Source organism: Halapricum salinum (assembly GCF_004799665.1).
Lineage (GTDB): Archaea > Halobacteriota > Halobacteria > Halobacteriales > Haloarculaceae > Halapricum > Halapricum salinum.
This window is the reverse complement of the sequence record NZ_CP031310.1, coordinates 1,226,559-1,238,986: the sequence shown is the minus strand read 5'-3', so window position 1 is coordinate 1,238,986 and position 12,428 is coordinate 1,226,559. Positions and strand designations below refer to the sequence as shown.

Sequence of the window (12,428 nt, the reverse complement as noted above, 5' to 3'; positions counted from 1 at the left end):
AGTCGACCGCGTCACTCCTCACGGCCGCGGCGGGCCAGCAATCCACCGAGGACGAGCCCGCCGAAGAACACCGCTGCGAGCCGTCGTCGGTCGGCGAAGCGGACGAATCGCGTCTCGGTTTCGGTGATCTCGACCACCCCGACGGGACTGGCGTCGACGCCACCGCCCATCCCGCCACCTTCTCCGGTCGGTCGCTCGTCGCCGTCGTGTTCTTCCTCACCGAACTCCTCGTCGAACACGTCGATCTCAGTCGCCGTTTCGGCGGCACCGAACCCACCGCCGAAGCCGTAGCGGATGCGTGCGACGGGGATGATCGTCTTGCCCTCGGCGACGATCGGTTCACCGAAGACGGCGTTGCTGCCGGCGCTGTGCTGGAGGCGGTCTGTAATGGCGTCGAACGATTGGACTATCGACATCGGTTTTTCACCACTCTACATACGCTCGCTGAGAGCATAACTGTAGAGTGAGCCGTGCTACGCCTCGAATGTAGTGGCTCGGATCCGACTACGACTCGAATTTTTCCAGCAGTCGGTGATAGAATCCGTCGCCGTCCTCGGCGAGCTTCTCGACGATCAGTTCGGGCGTCGAGCGGGCGAGCTTGCCCTTGACTGGCGAGCGATCGACGATCAACTCCCCGTCTTCGAGTCCGACGGCCTCGATCCCGTCCACAGCGAGACCGACGCTCGAGACGTCGCGAATCTCGCCAGCGAGATGGGAGACGAAGACCGCGGTCGCGCCGCGCTCGTGGAGGGCTTCGAGGATGCCAGCGATGATGTTGGCGCTCGCGCCCGGCTCGGTGATACTTTCGAGTTCGTCGACGAGGACGAGCGTCTCCCGATCGGCGGCGACGCCGGTCACGAGGTCGCCGAAGTCCCGAATCGTCGCCTCGAAGGCTCCGGCGTCGAGCGTCCCCTGAGTCTTGGCGTAGTAGTGACACTCGTCGATCCGCTGGACCCGTGCGGCGTCGGCGGGCACGGGCAGGCCCATGTGCGCGAGGACGACAACGAGCGCGATGAGATCCAGCGTCGAGGTCTTCCCGCCGCTGTTGACCCCCGAGAGCAGCGCGACCCCGTCGACGTGGTAGTCGATCGGTTCGACTTCGGCGAAGGAAACGTCTAGGAGGGGTGAGCGCCCGCCCTCGATGGCGACACCCTCGCCGGCAGCCCGGTCGTCAGCTCCTTCGATCGATCCGACGCCGGGCAGCGTGCAGTCGAAGTCGGCGGCGAAGCGCGCCACTGCGAGTTCCATGTCCAGTTCGAGCGCGGCGTCGACCAGCGACGCGGCGTCCTCGCGGAGGTCCGCCAGATCGCTCGCCAGATCGCGTTTCAGGCGCGTCGCGCGTCGGTCGCGCGCGGTCGTCAACTCCTCGCGCAGTCGCGAGACGACCTCTTCTGTATGTTCGACGGGATAGGTCGGTTCTTCGGGGAACGTCCGCCGGGCGATGGCCTCCGTATCCTCGAGTCGGAGGGCGTCGATCAGGTGCTCGCGAGCGGCTTCGATGGCTGCGTCGTACTCGTCGGCCAGCTCCCGCGAGAGCAACGAGTCCACGCCCGCGCCGCGCTCGACCAGCGAGAGGAGATCCGTGCCCTCGATGGTGACGTCCCGCTCCTCGATGGCCTCCCTGAGGTGATCGTTGGCGACGGATTCGGCAGTGGCGACGGCCGCGTCGAGGTCGTCGACGGCGGTGACGAGCCGGTCGAGTTCGTCGTCGCCCCGGGGCGTGCCGTCCGCGGCCAGTTTCTCGAGCGCGTCTTCGAGCGTATCGAGGTCGCAGGCCGGATCGAGGTCGGCGGCTCGGTGGACGGCAACGGCGGCCTGCAGGGGTTGGCGGTTGGCGGCGAAGAAGGCGAGTGCGCGCTCGGGGACGACCTCCGCGGGGTTGTCGAGCGCGTCGGGTTCGACCCGGACGTCGCCCTCGACGTCGACGCCCGCGAACTGCTCGTCCAGCACGATCACGGTCGCGTAACTGCGGGCCAACTCCGCCACCTGTCGGGTATCGTCGACGACCTCGACGCTGACCTCGGGGATCGCCTCTTTGGCCTGGGCGTACCGCTCGGCGTCGCTCGTGGCGAGACAGCGATCCCGGACCCGGACGTCACTCGGCGTCGAGAGGGGTTTGACCCCTTCCAGCGCGTCCAGCACGTCGGGGCCCGGATCGCGCTTGAGGGCCTCCTCGGTGAACTCCCGGACTTCACGGATACGGCTCTCGGCGGCGCTGGGATAGAGCGTCTCCAGGCGCGCGGCGGCGTCGTCGGTGACGGTCCGCGTTTCGAGGAGTGACAGGGCCTCCTGGTAGATCTCTCTCGTTCGGGACGTCGCCAGGAAGTCGCCGGGGTCGTCGTGGCGCTCGCGGATGGCCGCCCGGGCGATGCGAGCCGCGCGGCCGTCGCTGATTCCCGGGGCCCGTGCGAGTGCGGCGACGTCACCCTCTTGCAGTGCGCGCTCGGCGTCGTCGATCTGCGACAGCGCGTCGGCGGTCTTCGCCCCGACGCCGGGGACCGACTCCAGCTCCATTACCCCTCTCTTGCAGGGGGACCCACAAAACTGCTACTTCGACGCGCCGCTACTGCCGAGATACGTGAGCAGGCTGCGTCCCTCCTGGCACTTCCGAATTTTCCGCTCGGACACAATGTCAACTAAACGAACAGTGTTATCAAACCGGGGGCGAAACCCTCTCGTATGGGGAAGCTGGTCGCCGCCGTGGGTTCGATCGCCGCGGGACCGCGAGAGACGACGCTGCTGATCGTCGGTGGTCGGCCGCCCGAGGTGGAGGCGCTCTCCTCACAGCTCACAGAGCGCTTCGATTCACTCTCGGTCAGTGCCCTCTCGGATCTGACCGTGACGGTCGAGGCCGTTGGGGTCGCGAACGTCGACGTCGTGGTCCTCGACTGTCCCGATCTCTCGGCGGTCGACACGACCTATCCGTCCGAACTCGTGGCCGAGACGACGACAGTGGCCGTCGTCGACCCCGAGGATCGCCAGTCGGCTCCCGACGAGGCGACGGTCGTCGAGCGCCGCGGCGACTGGCTGGAGCGACTCGACGCCTGGCTCCGCTCGCAGATGTCGCCGGACGCGGAGACAGCGGCCGATTCGCGTGCGCAGTACGAGCGCTTGCTCGAACGGCAGAACCACCGTCTCAAGGAATTTACCGAGATCATCTCTCACGACCTGCGGAACCCGCTGCAGGTCGTCAGTAGCCGGGCCGAACTGGCCCGCGAGACCGGCGACGACTCCCACCTGGAGGCGATCGTCGAGACCGCAGATCGCATGGAGACGTTTCTCGACGATCTGCTCGATCTCGCCAGCCAGGGGACGATCGTCGGCGATCCCGAAGCAGTCGCGCTCGACGCGGCGGCGCGGAACGCCTGGGCCCAGATCGACACCGCCGAGGCCACACTGGCGTGTCACGACCCGGGTTGTGTCGTCGCCGACCCCGGTCGCCTCCGGAGCCTGTTGGCGAACCTCTTTTCGAACGCAGTGGTCCACGCCGGCCCGGACGTGACCGTCACTGTCGGTCGGCTCCCGGACGGGTTTTTCGTCGCCGATGACGGCCCTGGCGTTCCCCAGGACGAGCGCGACTCCGTCTTCGAGCACGGGCACACCTCAAGCGAGGACGGGACCGGCTTCGGACTCTCTATCGTCCGGTCGATCGCCAGTGCTCACGGCTGGGAGGTTCGACTGGCCGAGATGGACTATCCCGCCCGGCCCGGCGGTGCGTGTTTCGAGATCACGGGAGTCGAGCGCCCACCCGCCGACGATGACGGTGTCGACCGATCCTCGATCGAGGACACGGCTTTCGAGCGACCGCCGACCGGAGACGATTGCTGAGCACTCTCAGCCGAGTTTCTTCCGGGTCGTCGGATCGTCCAGTTCCCACAGCACCTCGGGAATAAAGGCTTCGAGGTTGTCGATCACCCGGCGCTCGCTGACGTCCAGTCCCTCGCAGTGTTCGTGGGCCTTCTCGCGGATGCCGACGTGGATGTCGCCGTCTTCGACGGTGATCTCGAGGGGGAAGGTCGAACAGCGAGCGGGCTTCCAGTCGTGTTCGGCGTGGAGTTCACAGAGGCCGTCCTCCCGGAGGAAGTAGCAGGCCTGGCCGTCGACGTCGACGTGTTCCTCGCGATCCTTCTCCTCGCGCTTGATGAAGTCCTTGCCCTTGCGCTCGATGGTCGAATCGCCGAGGCTGGCGTGATTCGCGAGTTCGAAAAAGTCCTGCTCGTACAGCAACACGCCGTGATAACAACACCAAGTGCAGTCGTCGACGCACTCGAAGGTGAGGTCGGGCGGGAAGTCCACGACGACCTCCTTGTCGCCGTGGATCGTCACGCGGCGTGGGCTGTCGGCGCTCACAGTAGCGGGTAGGGGTTTCACGAGCAAAGGGCTTCTGGACCAGGTTTCGTGACGTTTCACAGCGTTTTTTGCGGTCCCGGACGCGCCGACCGATAATGACTGGCGGCTCCCCGACGTCCCTGTCGGCACGTGAGCACGCCCGAACGTTACTCAGGGAAGCTATTGTCCCGGGCGTCGTTCTGTACCTCCTCGGTAGCTCACTCCGATTCGCGATCATCACCGTCGTCGCGCTCGTGGTGCTCAATCTCTCGATGGACGCTGCGACGGCTGTGGTCGGTGACTACGCCGATAACGTCGTACTCGGCTCGCTCACGCTCGCGTTCACCGGGTATCTGGCCGTGGCCGGGTTTCCGCCGGCGCTCGTCGTCGGTGTCCCGGTTGGCGGCTGGCTGTGTTTCGACGGCGTTCAGCACCTCCGCCACGGCGAAACCCGGGACGACCTCTCCGTTCTGTACAGCCACGACGGCGGCCCGCTCACGGGCATCTTGCGGGCGTTGGGTGCGCGAGTGCTGGAACCGTTCCGGCTGTAACGCTCTTACACGATTGTTTCCTCGGTGTATCCACAACACAAAAGATATACGCGGAGCTATTGGAGAGCCGAACCAAGGATGCCCACTCCAGACCCCGCCGGGGGCCACCATCCAGGTCCGCCCCGGTTCGTCCACGTCGACGAGCAGATCGTCGATCCGATCTTCGTCGACGGCCACCACGGCCTCGACCGTGACAACCTCGCGCCGTCGCTCGCTGGCGAGCCGCGACGTGATCCCGATCCCTACGACGCCGACGCCTTCACGTGGTCGCTCGTCGAGTCACCCGAGGGCAGCGAGGCGACAGTCGAGTTCGCCCCGAAACCCTACGACGACGTCGCCCAGTACGACCACGGCGACCACCACACCGCCGAGTTCCAGCCCGACGTGCCCGGGACGTACGTCTTCGAACTGGACGCCCCGGACGGAACCCACCACCAGACCGTCCGCGCGCTCCCGGAAGCACCCGACGACGCCGGCGGGCCGCCACGACTCGCGATCGAGGGCCACTACGACGCCGAGAGTGAGGAATTCGTCCTCGACGCCGACGCCGAGCGATCACCGACGAGCAACGCCTTCCGCGAGGACCTGCGCGTCGAGTGGCTCCCCGAGGACGACTCGGGGCTCGATCCGACCGACGTGACGGTCGAGGAATCGAATCTCGCCGACGAAGGCACGGACGACCGCGTGCTCACCGGCCACCGACTCCGCGTCCCCGCCGACGCACTCGACGGTCCCACGCGGCTGTTCGCCGCGCCCTACGACGGGCAGGTGCTGGGCAACGTCGACGAGGTGGTCCTCGACCCGGAAACCGAAACCACCGATCTCCCGAACCGGCCCCCGGAGTGGCTCGACGACGCCGTGATATACGAGATCTTCACGCGCTCGTTCGAGGGTACACCCGGGGGAACGGACTTCGACTTCCTGACTTCGAAAGTGCCCTACCTCGACGACCTGGGGATCGACGTGGTGTGGCTGACCCCCATCGTCCCCGCCTGGTCGGCCCAGATCGACAACGCCCCCGGCGGCCCCCACGCCTACTCCACGGAGGACTACTTCGAGGTCGCGTCCGACCTGGGGACGATCGAGGAGTACGAGCGCTTCGTCGAGACCTGCCACGACCACGACATCAGGGTGTGTTTCGACCTGGTGATCAACCACGCCGGCTGGACGAACGAACAGTTCCAGGACACGATCGCCGAGCTGGGCGAGGACACCGGCGACGAGTACGTCCTGCCGAACGTCGAGGCGTGGGACACGGAGTCGAAATACTTCGACTGGTTCGACCGCCGCGCGGACGCGACTGACACCGACGCCGCGCCCGCCGCGACGTACTTCTTCGGGACGCGTCTCCAGCCCAACCTCAACTACGGCAACATGGCGCTGCGCGAGCACGTCATGGCCGCCGTCGAGTACTGGGCTCCCAAGGTCGACGCCTTCCGCTGTGACATCGCCTGGGGCGTCCCCCACAGCTTCTGGAAGGAAGTCCGCCGTCGCGTCCGCGCCGAGGACACCGAGTTCATGCTGCTCGACGAGACCATCCCTCGGCTCCCCTCGTTTGCCGAATCGGAGTTCGACGCCCACTTCGACACGACCGGGTTCATGCACTCGGCCCACGCCGTCGCTCGCGGGGATCGGCCCGCCAGCGACCTCGTCCGGGCGATCGAGAAGCGCTACATCGACGGCTTCCCCACGTTCACGCGGATTCTCAATACCACCGAGAACCACGACGAGCGCCGCCTCTACTACGAGGCCGAGACCGAGGGCCACCGCGAGAACGTCGCCAAAGCCCAGCGCGCCGCGGTCGCCGCCGCGTTCACGCTGCCCGGCGTCCCCTTCATCCTCTACGGGCAGGAGCGACTCGTCGGCGAGCACGGTACCCCCCGCGAGAGCGCCTTCGACGAGGACGACCCACGTACTGACGACGACGTCAGGGTCGACCCCTACAAGCGTGCGTTCATGAACTGGAAGGAGTATCCCGAGGACCACTTCGCGTTCTACGAGCGCCTGATCGACACCTACCACGAACTGGACGTCCTGCACCCCTCGGCCGACCTCGCGCAGGCCCCCTCGCAGGGCGGCGATCCCGACGACGTGCTGGTGTTCGGCCGCGAGAGCGACGACCAGTCGGTCGTTGTCGTGATCAACTTCGGCGACGGGACGGCGGCAGTCGACCTTCGGAACGCCGTCGACCCCTGCAATCACTTCACGGGCGAGAACTGTGAGACGGACGGTCCCGATCACGTCACGCGCGTCGAGGTCGAGACGCTGGGCATCTTCGAGACGCCCGGCGTGCTCGGGCCGAGCCACCGGCCTTGATCAGCGGCTGCAACTTCCGCGACCGCCGGCCCAGGCGACGATCCGTCGCCCGCCCGGCGTCGCCGTCTGGCCACCCGTACCGCCCGGCGGGGCCACGATATCGTACTCTCTGCTCGCTCCCCCCTCCAGCACCGCCGTTCGAACGCCGATCGGTCTGTACGCACTGGTCCCGCCTTCTTGATTGACGGCTGCGAGAAAGCGCTGCGGGCGATCACCCTCGTTGGTCGCGGTCAGCGTACAGCTACCGTTCGTCGGTTCGTCGTCGAACGACACCGAGAACTCGGGAGCGACTTCGAGTCGACGCCGGATCGACTCGGGCAGCGGCCACTCGCCGCTGTCCCAGACGAGGGCGGCGTCCGCTGCTGTGCCCGTCAGTGGGAGGTCGAACAGCAGGTGTCCACTCTCCGACTCGGCGGTGTAGAACGATCCCGGGAACCGGTACAGCTGGTGTCCCCGTTTCTCTGTGGTCGCGTCGAACTCCCGGCCGTCGAACTGGAGCGTGAACGCGTCGGGTTCGGGCGGTTCGTCGCAATCTGCGGCGTTGACCCCGAAGAGGACGTGGCGGCGGTCGGTGTCGACGACGCTGATCGAGTCGGGCGTCGTGTATGTCACGATCCCTCGCTGAACGCTCGACACCGTTATTTCGAGTGATCCGACAGTACTGGTCGGTTGGTCGTCGCTCCGGGCGTCACCGAGACAGCCTGCCGTGCCGAGGAGGGCCGACCCGCCGAACGCGAGGATCTGTCTGCGTCTCATATGCTTGCCGACACGAACGCCCGGCAAGTATCTTGTGCCGATCGGTTGGGTGAAACGAGAGAGGCACAGCGTTTTGATCCTTCACCAAGCATACGCGATATGGCCGAGGCCGAAGCCGCCGTCGATCTCCAGCAGACACTGGCGCTCTCTCCCGCCCCTGCCGACGAATTCGCGACGCTCTCGCGAAGCCGACAGCGCGACGTCTTCTTCACCCTGCCCGAACCCGTCCGGGAAGACCTCGTCGCAGACATGGACCGCGAGCAGCTCCGGCGGTTCGTCGGCAATCTCGACCCCGACGAGGCGACCGACGTGCTGGGCTACGCTCCCGAGGCCGTCCGCGAGGACGTTCTCTCGCACCTCGACGCGAACCGCCGCGAGAAGGTGAGCTACCTCCTGTCGTTCGATCCCGAGAGCGCCGCAGGGCTGATGGACGTCGACTACGTGACCGTCGACGCCGAGGACTCGTTTCAGGCGGTCGCCGACCGCGTCCAGCGCTTCGAGCGCCGGACCGGGCGCTTCCCCACGATCTTCGTCCTCGACGGCCGGGAACTGCTCGGCGAACTCAAGGGCGCGACGCTGGCGATGACCGAACGCGACTCCGAACGACTCGTCGACTACGTCGAGGAGATTCCGTCCATCCGCTACGATCGCGAGGACGAGGACGTGCTCGAAGTCTTTCGGGAGAACCGCGACCGCACCGTCGCGGTGCTGGACGAGGACGAGGAGATCGTGGGCGTCATCCACGCCGACGACCTCCTCACCGTCGTCGAGGAGGCCGCCGGCGAAACCCTCTACGAGTTCACCGGCGTCGACGAGGAGGAGAGCGCGCTGGACGGCCCGCTGGCGAAGGTCGGCCACCGCTACAAGTGGCTGATACTCAACCTCGGGACAGGCTTTCTCGCCGCGGCAGTGGTCGGCCTCTTCGAGGCGACCATCGCGAGTATCGCCGTGCTGGCGGCGTACATGCCCATTGTCGCCGGGATGGGTGGCAACGCCGGCACGCAGGCGATGGCCGTCACCGTCCGCGGGATCTCCCAGGGCCAGGTGACGCTCGCCACGGGCAAGCGCGTGATCTTCAACGAGGTCCTCGCCGGGGCCGTCAACGGACTCATCACTGGAGCACTCGTGGCCGTCATCGCGACCGCCTTCTCCTCGGCGGAATTCGGCGTCCTGCTGGGCGCGGTCATCGGCGTCTCGATGGTCGCCAACCTCGTCATCGCGGGCTTTTTCGGCGCGCTCATCCCCCTCGTTCTGGATCGCGCCGGCCAGGACCCGGCGACGTCGGCGACCATCTTCATCACGACCGCGACGGACGTGCTCGGCTTCCTGGTCTTCCTCGGACTGGCCCAGGTCGTGTTGCTGTAGGTGCTGTCGCCGGTCCTGGCTGCCCTACTTGTCACTCGATGAGATGGTTTTTATTCGACTGGGACGATGGTGGGAATATGACCGACTGGCTTCCGATGCCGCTCTCGCGTAGGTGGCTAGCCGCGCTCGGCGTCGTCTACGTCCTGCTCGTCGCCTATTCGGTGCTGTACGCCGGCACGCTCCTCCTCGGTGTCCTCGGCCCGCTCGTCGCCGCCGCGTCGCTGTATCTGCTGTGGCGATTTCTCGTGTTGGTTCGCAGTTTCGAACGGGTGGCTGGGGAGTGATCAGTTGTACTCGCGCCAGCGGTGGCCGCACTCCTGGCACTTGAAGAATCGAGTGGGCGGTTCGTCCGCAGAGCCGGTCTGTTTGATCGTGTACCAGGCTTCGGTGTGGCCGCACTCGTCACAGACGACGTCCTTGGCCGTCGGTTTGCCTTCGAAGTTCGCGCCTTCCTCCGTTTCGATGACGTCGTCGTCGCTCTGTTTCTCCGTCGAGACGAACTGCTCGGCGTCGCTGTCGCCCTTGGGCTGTTCGTGCCCACACGAGCCACAGACCCACACGTCGCCCTCTGTCTTCATCATCGAGCCGCACTCTTCGCAGAATTGCATCGTACCCCTATTTCACGCCGAACCGCACAAAAGCCCTACCCCTGCGTCCCGGCCTCTTCGAGGCGTTCGCGTTCCTCGACGATCGGACAGTCGGCGACGCGGACGGTCTCCATGTCGAGAAACTCCAGGATCTCCGTGCCCTCGTTGGTACAGGCAATCTCGGGCGGTCCGGTGAAGTGCTCACACTGCTCGCAGAAGCTGTGTTTGTTGACCTCCGAGAGCCGGCGGCCGCCCTCTTCGGTCGTTGTTGTCTCGGGTTCGACCGGTTCGGAGAGGTCTTCCCAGACCGACTCGTCGTCGCCGCCGGCTCCCCAGTCGCCGCTCTCAAAGGGGTCCTCGCCGGGCACGACGTCCATGCCAGCGAACGGGTCGTCTTCGTCAGGATCGAGCCGTCGCTTTCGCGCACCCGCCTCGGGGTCACTGAACGGATGATCGTCCAGCCGAAGGTCCTCCGAGTCGGTCGCGACCGCCGGGTCGTCGCCGTCGGAATCGCCCCCTTCGGTCGAGGTGTCGTCCAGCGACTCGAAGGGGTCGCCCTCGCGGTCGTCGATCCCGGGGCCGAGTTCCTCGAACGGATCGCGCTCCGCCGGGGTGTCGTCCTGCTCGTCTTCGTCGGTCACCGGCGATCACCCGGCGCTTCGGTGTCGATGTCGTCCATCTCGTCACCCTGCTCGTCGGCCCCGGACTCGATCTGTGCGGCGACGGTCAGTTTCGCGCTGCCGAGCCCGAACATCCGACTCGACGGTTCGATCCCGTCGAGTGCAGCGTCACAGTGCGGACAGGAGGGCTCGGTCAACAGCCCGATCTCGACGCCTTCCCCGCAGTTTTCACACCGCGCTCGCGAGAGGTCGTGTGTCGCGGCCTCACGTTTGATCGCCTCGACGGTCGCGCCCGCTCTCGCTCGCTCCTCGCGCAGATCTCGGACGACCCACGCCACGGTCTTGAGCTTGTCCTGAACGTCGTCGAGTCGGTCTGCGAGACCCTCGACGCGTTCGTCGACGTCGTCCTGCTCGTCGAGGCGTCCCTGCAGTGCTGTAAGCCGGGACTCGACGCCGTCCAGCTCCGTCTCGACATCGTCGAGACGGTCGCCGTCGTCCAGTCCGTCGAGCCGTCGTTCGAGTTCGTCCACACGATCGACAGCCGATTCGAGGTCGCCCAGACGCTGTTCGATCGCGTCAGCGCGCTCGGCGTCGACTTTCGAGTCGGCCTCGCGCTTGACCTGGATGACGCGCTGGCGGACGTCGTCGAGTTTGCCCTGGAACTCGTTCTCGACGTCGTCGATTCGTTCTTCGAGCGCGTCGACATCGGGGACCTGGATCCGCTGTTCGACCGCGTCGGCGACTTCCGGGAGGCGGTCGCTGACGGCCGACTGGACGGCTGCGTCGAGGTCAGAATCGGAGACTGCGACATCGTCGAGTTCGTCGGCGGCGCGGTAGGACGCGAGCAGCTGGACCAGCACGGCCTCGCGGTCGACCCCTAACTCGGCGGCTTGCTGGTCGAGCCACGACTCCAGATCGGGGGGCAGAGAGATCGTCACGTCGTCCCGCGACTCGCTCGCCATTACCGGGATATCTGCGAGAACGTAGTTAAGGGTTTGCCACCCATTTCCATCCGTGAATACTGGGAAGCCGCGCCACGCGGCCGCTCACCGGATCTTCCGGACGTCGCTGATGTCGAAGCCGGCGTCGGTGAACTCCGTCTCGAAGCGGACGATGTTCTCCGATTCGAGCTGGCTGAGGACGCCCCGGAACTGCTTGACGACCATCGTCCGGGCCAGCGTCGAGCCGCCGCTTGCCCACTCGAACTTGAGGGTTCCCGTGGCGGCGTCGACGAGCTGGCCGTGGCGGGTGTCGCTGAGCGTCTCGAAGTTGACGTGCGCGAGGATGAGCCCGTCCCACTCGTGGGCGGCTTTCTGGAGGCCCTTGAGCAGGTAGGCGACGTCGGCCCACTCGATCTCGGCGCGGTCGCCGATGGCGCTGACGACGTCGCCCAGCGAGTCGATCACGACGAGGTTCCCGGCGGCGTGCTCGTTCAGCAGATCGCCGAGCACAGTCAGGAGCCCCTCGCGGTCGTCCCGGGTCCGAATATCTTTGATCGACGGGGCGCGCTCGGCGTACCAGGCTCGTGGAACCGGACTGACGTGGAAGTACGTCGTCGAGAGGTCGTGATACTCGATGGCTTCCATGCCGGCGTCGACGATCTCGTCGTCGAAGGCACGGCCGGCCTCGTCGCGAAACTGTGACTCGTCGGCAGTCAGCGAGACGTAGTGAACCTCCTCGGGCAGTTCGGCCTCGGTCGGGAGGTCGCCGTAGTAGAGGTCGAACAGATTGGGATCGGCCATGGCGAGTCCGGTGATCATCGGGCTGGTGTACATGAACTCGCGAGCGCCAGCGCCGGCTTCGCCCGAGAGCAGGACGACGCTGCCCGGGGGTGCGCCGCCGCCGATCGTCGTGTCGAGCTGGCGGATCCCGAACGGGATTCGGACCATGCCCCTCTGTTTCGA

The 12,428-nt window shown here is 66.5% G+C and carries 13 protein-coding genes; 5 read left to right on the top strand and 8 right to left on the bottom strand.

Annotated features, from left to right (window positions below; all coding sequences use genetic code 11):
* Positions 1-11: 11 nt before the first annotated feature.
* Together DV733_RS06210 and DV733_RS06205 are read right to left on the bottom strand one after the other, a co-directional pair.
* Positions 12-416 (bottom strand): spore germination protein GerW family protein, encoded by a 405-nt coding sequence (locus tag DV733_RS06210; RefSeq protein WP_079979581.1) that lies wholly within the window; start codon positions 414-416, stop codon positions 12-14.
* Between the two features lie 88 nt (positions 417-504).
* On the bottom strand, positions 505-2,514 hold the full coding sequence (locus DV733_RS06205; RefSeq protein ID WP_049995574.1) for a MutS-related protein: 2,010 nt from the start codon (positions 2,512-2,514) through the stop codon (positions 505-507).
* Between the two features lie 165 nt (positions 2,515-2,679).
* Here DV733_RS06205 and DV733_RS17495 point away from each other — a divergent pair, with 165 nt between their 5' ends.
* Complete coding sequence (locus tag DV733_RS17495) at positions 2,680-3,828, top strand: sensor histidine kinase (protein WP_049995575.1); 1,149 nt, start codon at positions 2,680-2,682, stop codon at positions 3,826-3,828.
* A 6-nt stretch (positions 3,829-3,834) separates the two neighbouring features.
* Here the strand turns inward: DV733_RS17495 and DV733_RS06195 are convergent, their stop codons facing one another.
* Positions 3,835-4,350 carry a YkgJ family cysteine cluster protein gene (locus DV733_RS06195; protein WP_049995576.1) on the bottom strand — a complete coding sequence of 172 codons (516 nt, stop codon included), beginning with the start codon at positions 4,348-4,350 and terminating at the stop codon, positions 3,835-3,837.
* A 95-nt stretch (positions 4,351-4,445) separates the two neighbouring features.
* On the opposite strand from DV733_RS06195, the gene DV733_RS06190 reads away from it, so the two are divergent.
* Complete coding sequence (locus DV733_RS06190; protein WP_049995577.1) at positions 4,446-4,880, top strand: hypothetical protein; 435 nt, start codon at positions 4,446-4,448, stop codon at positions 4,878-4,880.
* Positions 4,881-4,958: 78 nt separating this feature from the next.
* Positions 4,959-7,196, top strand: a complete 2,238-nt coding sequence (locus DV733_RS06185; protein ID WP_049995578.1) for an alpha-amylase family glycosyl hydrolase — start codon at positions 4,959-4,961, stop codon at positions 7,194-7,196.
* Here DV733_RS06185 and DV733_RS06180 read toward each other — a convergent pair whose 3' ends face one another.
* The gene (locus tag DV733_RS06180; protein ID WP_049995579.1) at positions 7,197-7,952 is read right to left on the bottom strand and encodes a hypothetical protein; all 756 of its coding nucleotides are present in this window, start codon (positions 7,950-7,952) and stop codon (positions 7,197-7,199) included.
* A gap of 99 nt (positions 7,953-8,051) precedes the next feature.
* On the opposite strand from DV733_RS06180, the gene DV733_RS06175 reads away from it, so the two are divergent.
* Positions 8,052-9,317 carry a magnesium transporter gene (locus DV733_RS06175; protein ID WP_049995580.1) on the top strand — a complete coding sequence of 422 codons (1,266 nt, stop codon included), beginning with the start codon at positions 8,052-8,054 and terminating at the stop codon, positions 9,315-9,317.
* Between the two features lie 77 nt (positions 9,318-9,394).
* Positions 9,395-9,601 (top strand): hypothetical protein, encoded by a 207-nt coding sequence (locus tag DV733_RS06170; RefSeq protein WP_049995581.1) that lies wholly within the window; start codon positions 9,395-9,397, stop codon positions 9,599-9,601.
* On the opposite strand, the gene DV733_RS06165 is transcribed toward DV733_RS06170, so the two are convergent.
* From DV733_RS06165 to DV733_RS06150, 4 genes are all read right to left on the bottom strand, one after another.
* Positions 9,602-9,925, bottom strand: a complete 324-nt coding sequence (locus tag DV733_RS06165) for a transcription factor S (RefSeq protein ID WP_049995582.1) — start codon at positions 9,923-9,925, stop codon at positions 9,602-9,604.
* Between the two features lie 35 nt (positions 9,926-9,960).
* Positions 9,961-10,545 (bottom strand): hypothetical protein, encoded by a 585-nt coding sequence (locus DV733_RS06160; RefSeq protein ID WP_049995583.1) that lies wholly within the window; start codon positions 10,543-10,545, stop codon positions 9,961-9,963.
* A complete protein-coding gene (locus DV733_RS06155) occupies positions 10,542-11,486 on the bottom strand; it encodes a hypothetical protein (protein ID WP_049995584.1) in 945 nt (314 codons plus the stop codon). Before DV733_RS06155 ends, DV733_RS06160 begins: the two co-directional genes overlap by 4 nt.
* 84 nt (positions 11,487-11,570) lie before the next feature.
* The gene (locus DV733_RS06150) at positions 11,571-12,413 is read right to left on the bottom strand and encodes an RAD55 family ATPase (protein ID WP_049995585.1); all 843 of its coding nucleotides are present in this window, start codon (positions 12,411-12,413) and stop codon (positions 11,571-11,573) included.
* Positions 12,414-12,428: the final 15 nt, after the last annotated feature.

Bases quoted from the DNA above. Each gene is read 5' to 3' on its own strand.
- DV733_RS06210 (WP_079979581.1), bottom strand. From the start codon at position 416: ATGTCGATAGTCCAATCGTTCGACGCCATTACAGACCGCCTCCAGCAC.
- DV733_RS06205 (WP_049995574.1), bottom strand. From the start codon at position 2,514: ATGGAGCTGGAGTCGGTCCCCGGCGTCGGGGCGAAGACCGCCGACGCG.
- DV733_RS17495 (WP_049995575.1), top strand. From the start codon at position 2,680: ATGGGGAAGCTGGTCGCCGCCGTGGGTTCGATCGCCGCGGGACCGCGA.
- DV733_RS06190 (WP_049995577.1), top strand. From the start codon at position 4,446: ATGACTGGCGGCTCCCCGACGTCCCTGTCGGCACGTGAGCACGCCCGA.
- DV733_RS06185 (WP_049995578.1), top strand. From the start codon at position 4,959: ATGCCCACTCCAGACCCCGCCGGGGGCCACCATCCAGGTCCGCCCCGG.
- DV733_RS06180 (WP_049995579.1), bottom strand. From the start codon at position 7,952: ATGAGACGCAGACAGATCCTCGCGTTCGGCGGGTCGGCCCTCCTCGGC.
- DV733_RS06175 (WP_049995580.1), top strand. From the start codon at position 8,052: ATGGCCGAGGCCGAAGCCGCCGTCGATCTCCAGCAGACACTGGCGCTC.
- DV733_RS06170 (WP_049995581.1), top strand. From the start codon at position 9,395: ATGACCGACTGGCTTCCGATGCCGCTCTCGCGTAGGTGGCTAGCCGCG.
- DV733_RS06165 (WP_049995582.1), bottom strand. From the start codon at position 9,925: ATGCAATTCTGCGAAGAGTGCGGCTCGATGATGAAGACAGAGGGCGAC.
- DV733_RS06155 (WP_049995584.1), bottom strand. From the start codon at position 11,486: ATGGCGAGCGAGTCGCGGGACGACGTGACGATCTCTCTGCCCCCCGAT.
- DV733_RS06150 (WP_049995585.1), bottom strand. From the start codon at position 12,413: ATGGTCCGAATCCCGTTCGGGATCCGCCAGCTCGACACGACGATCGGC.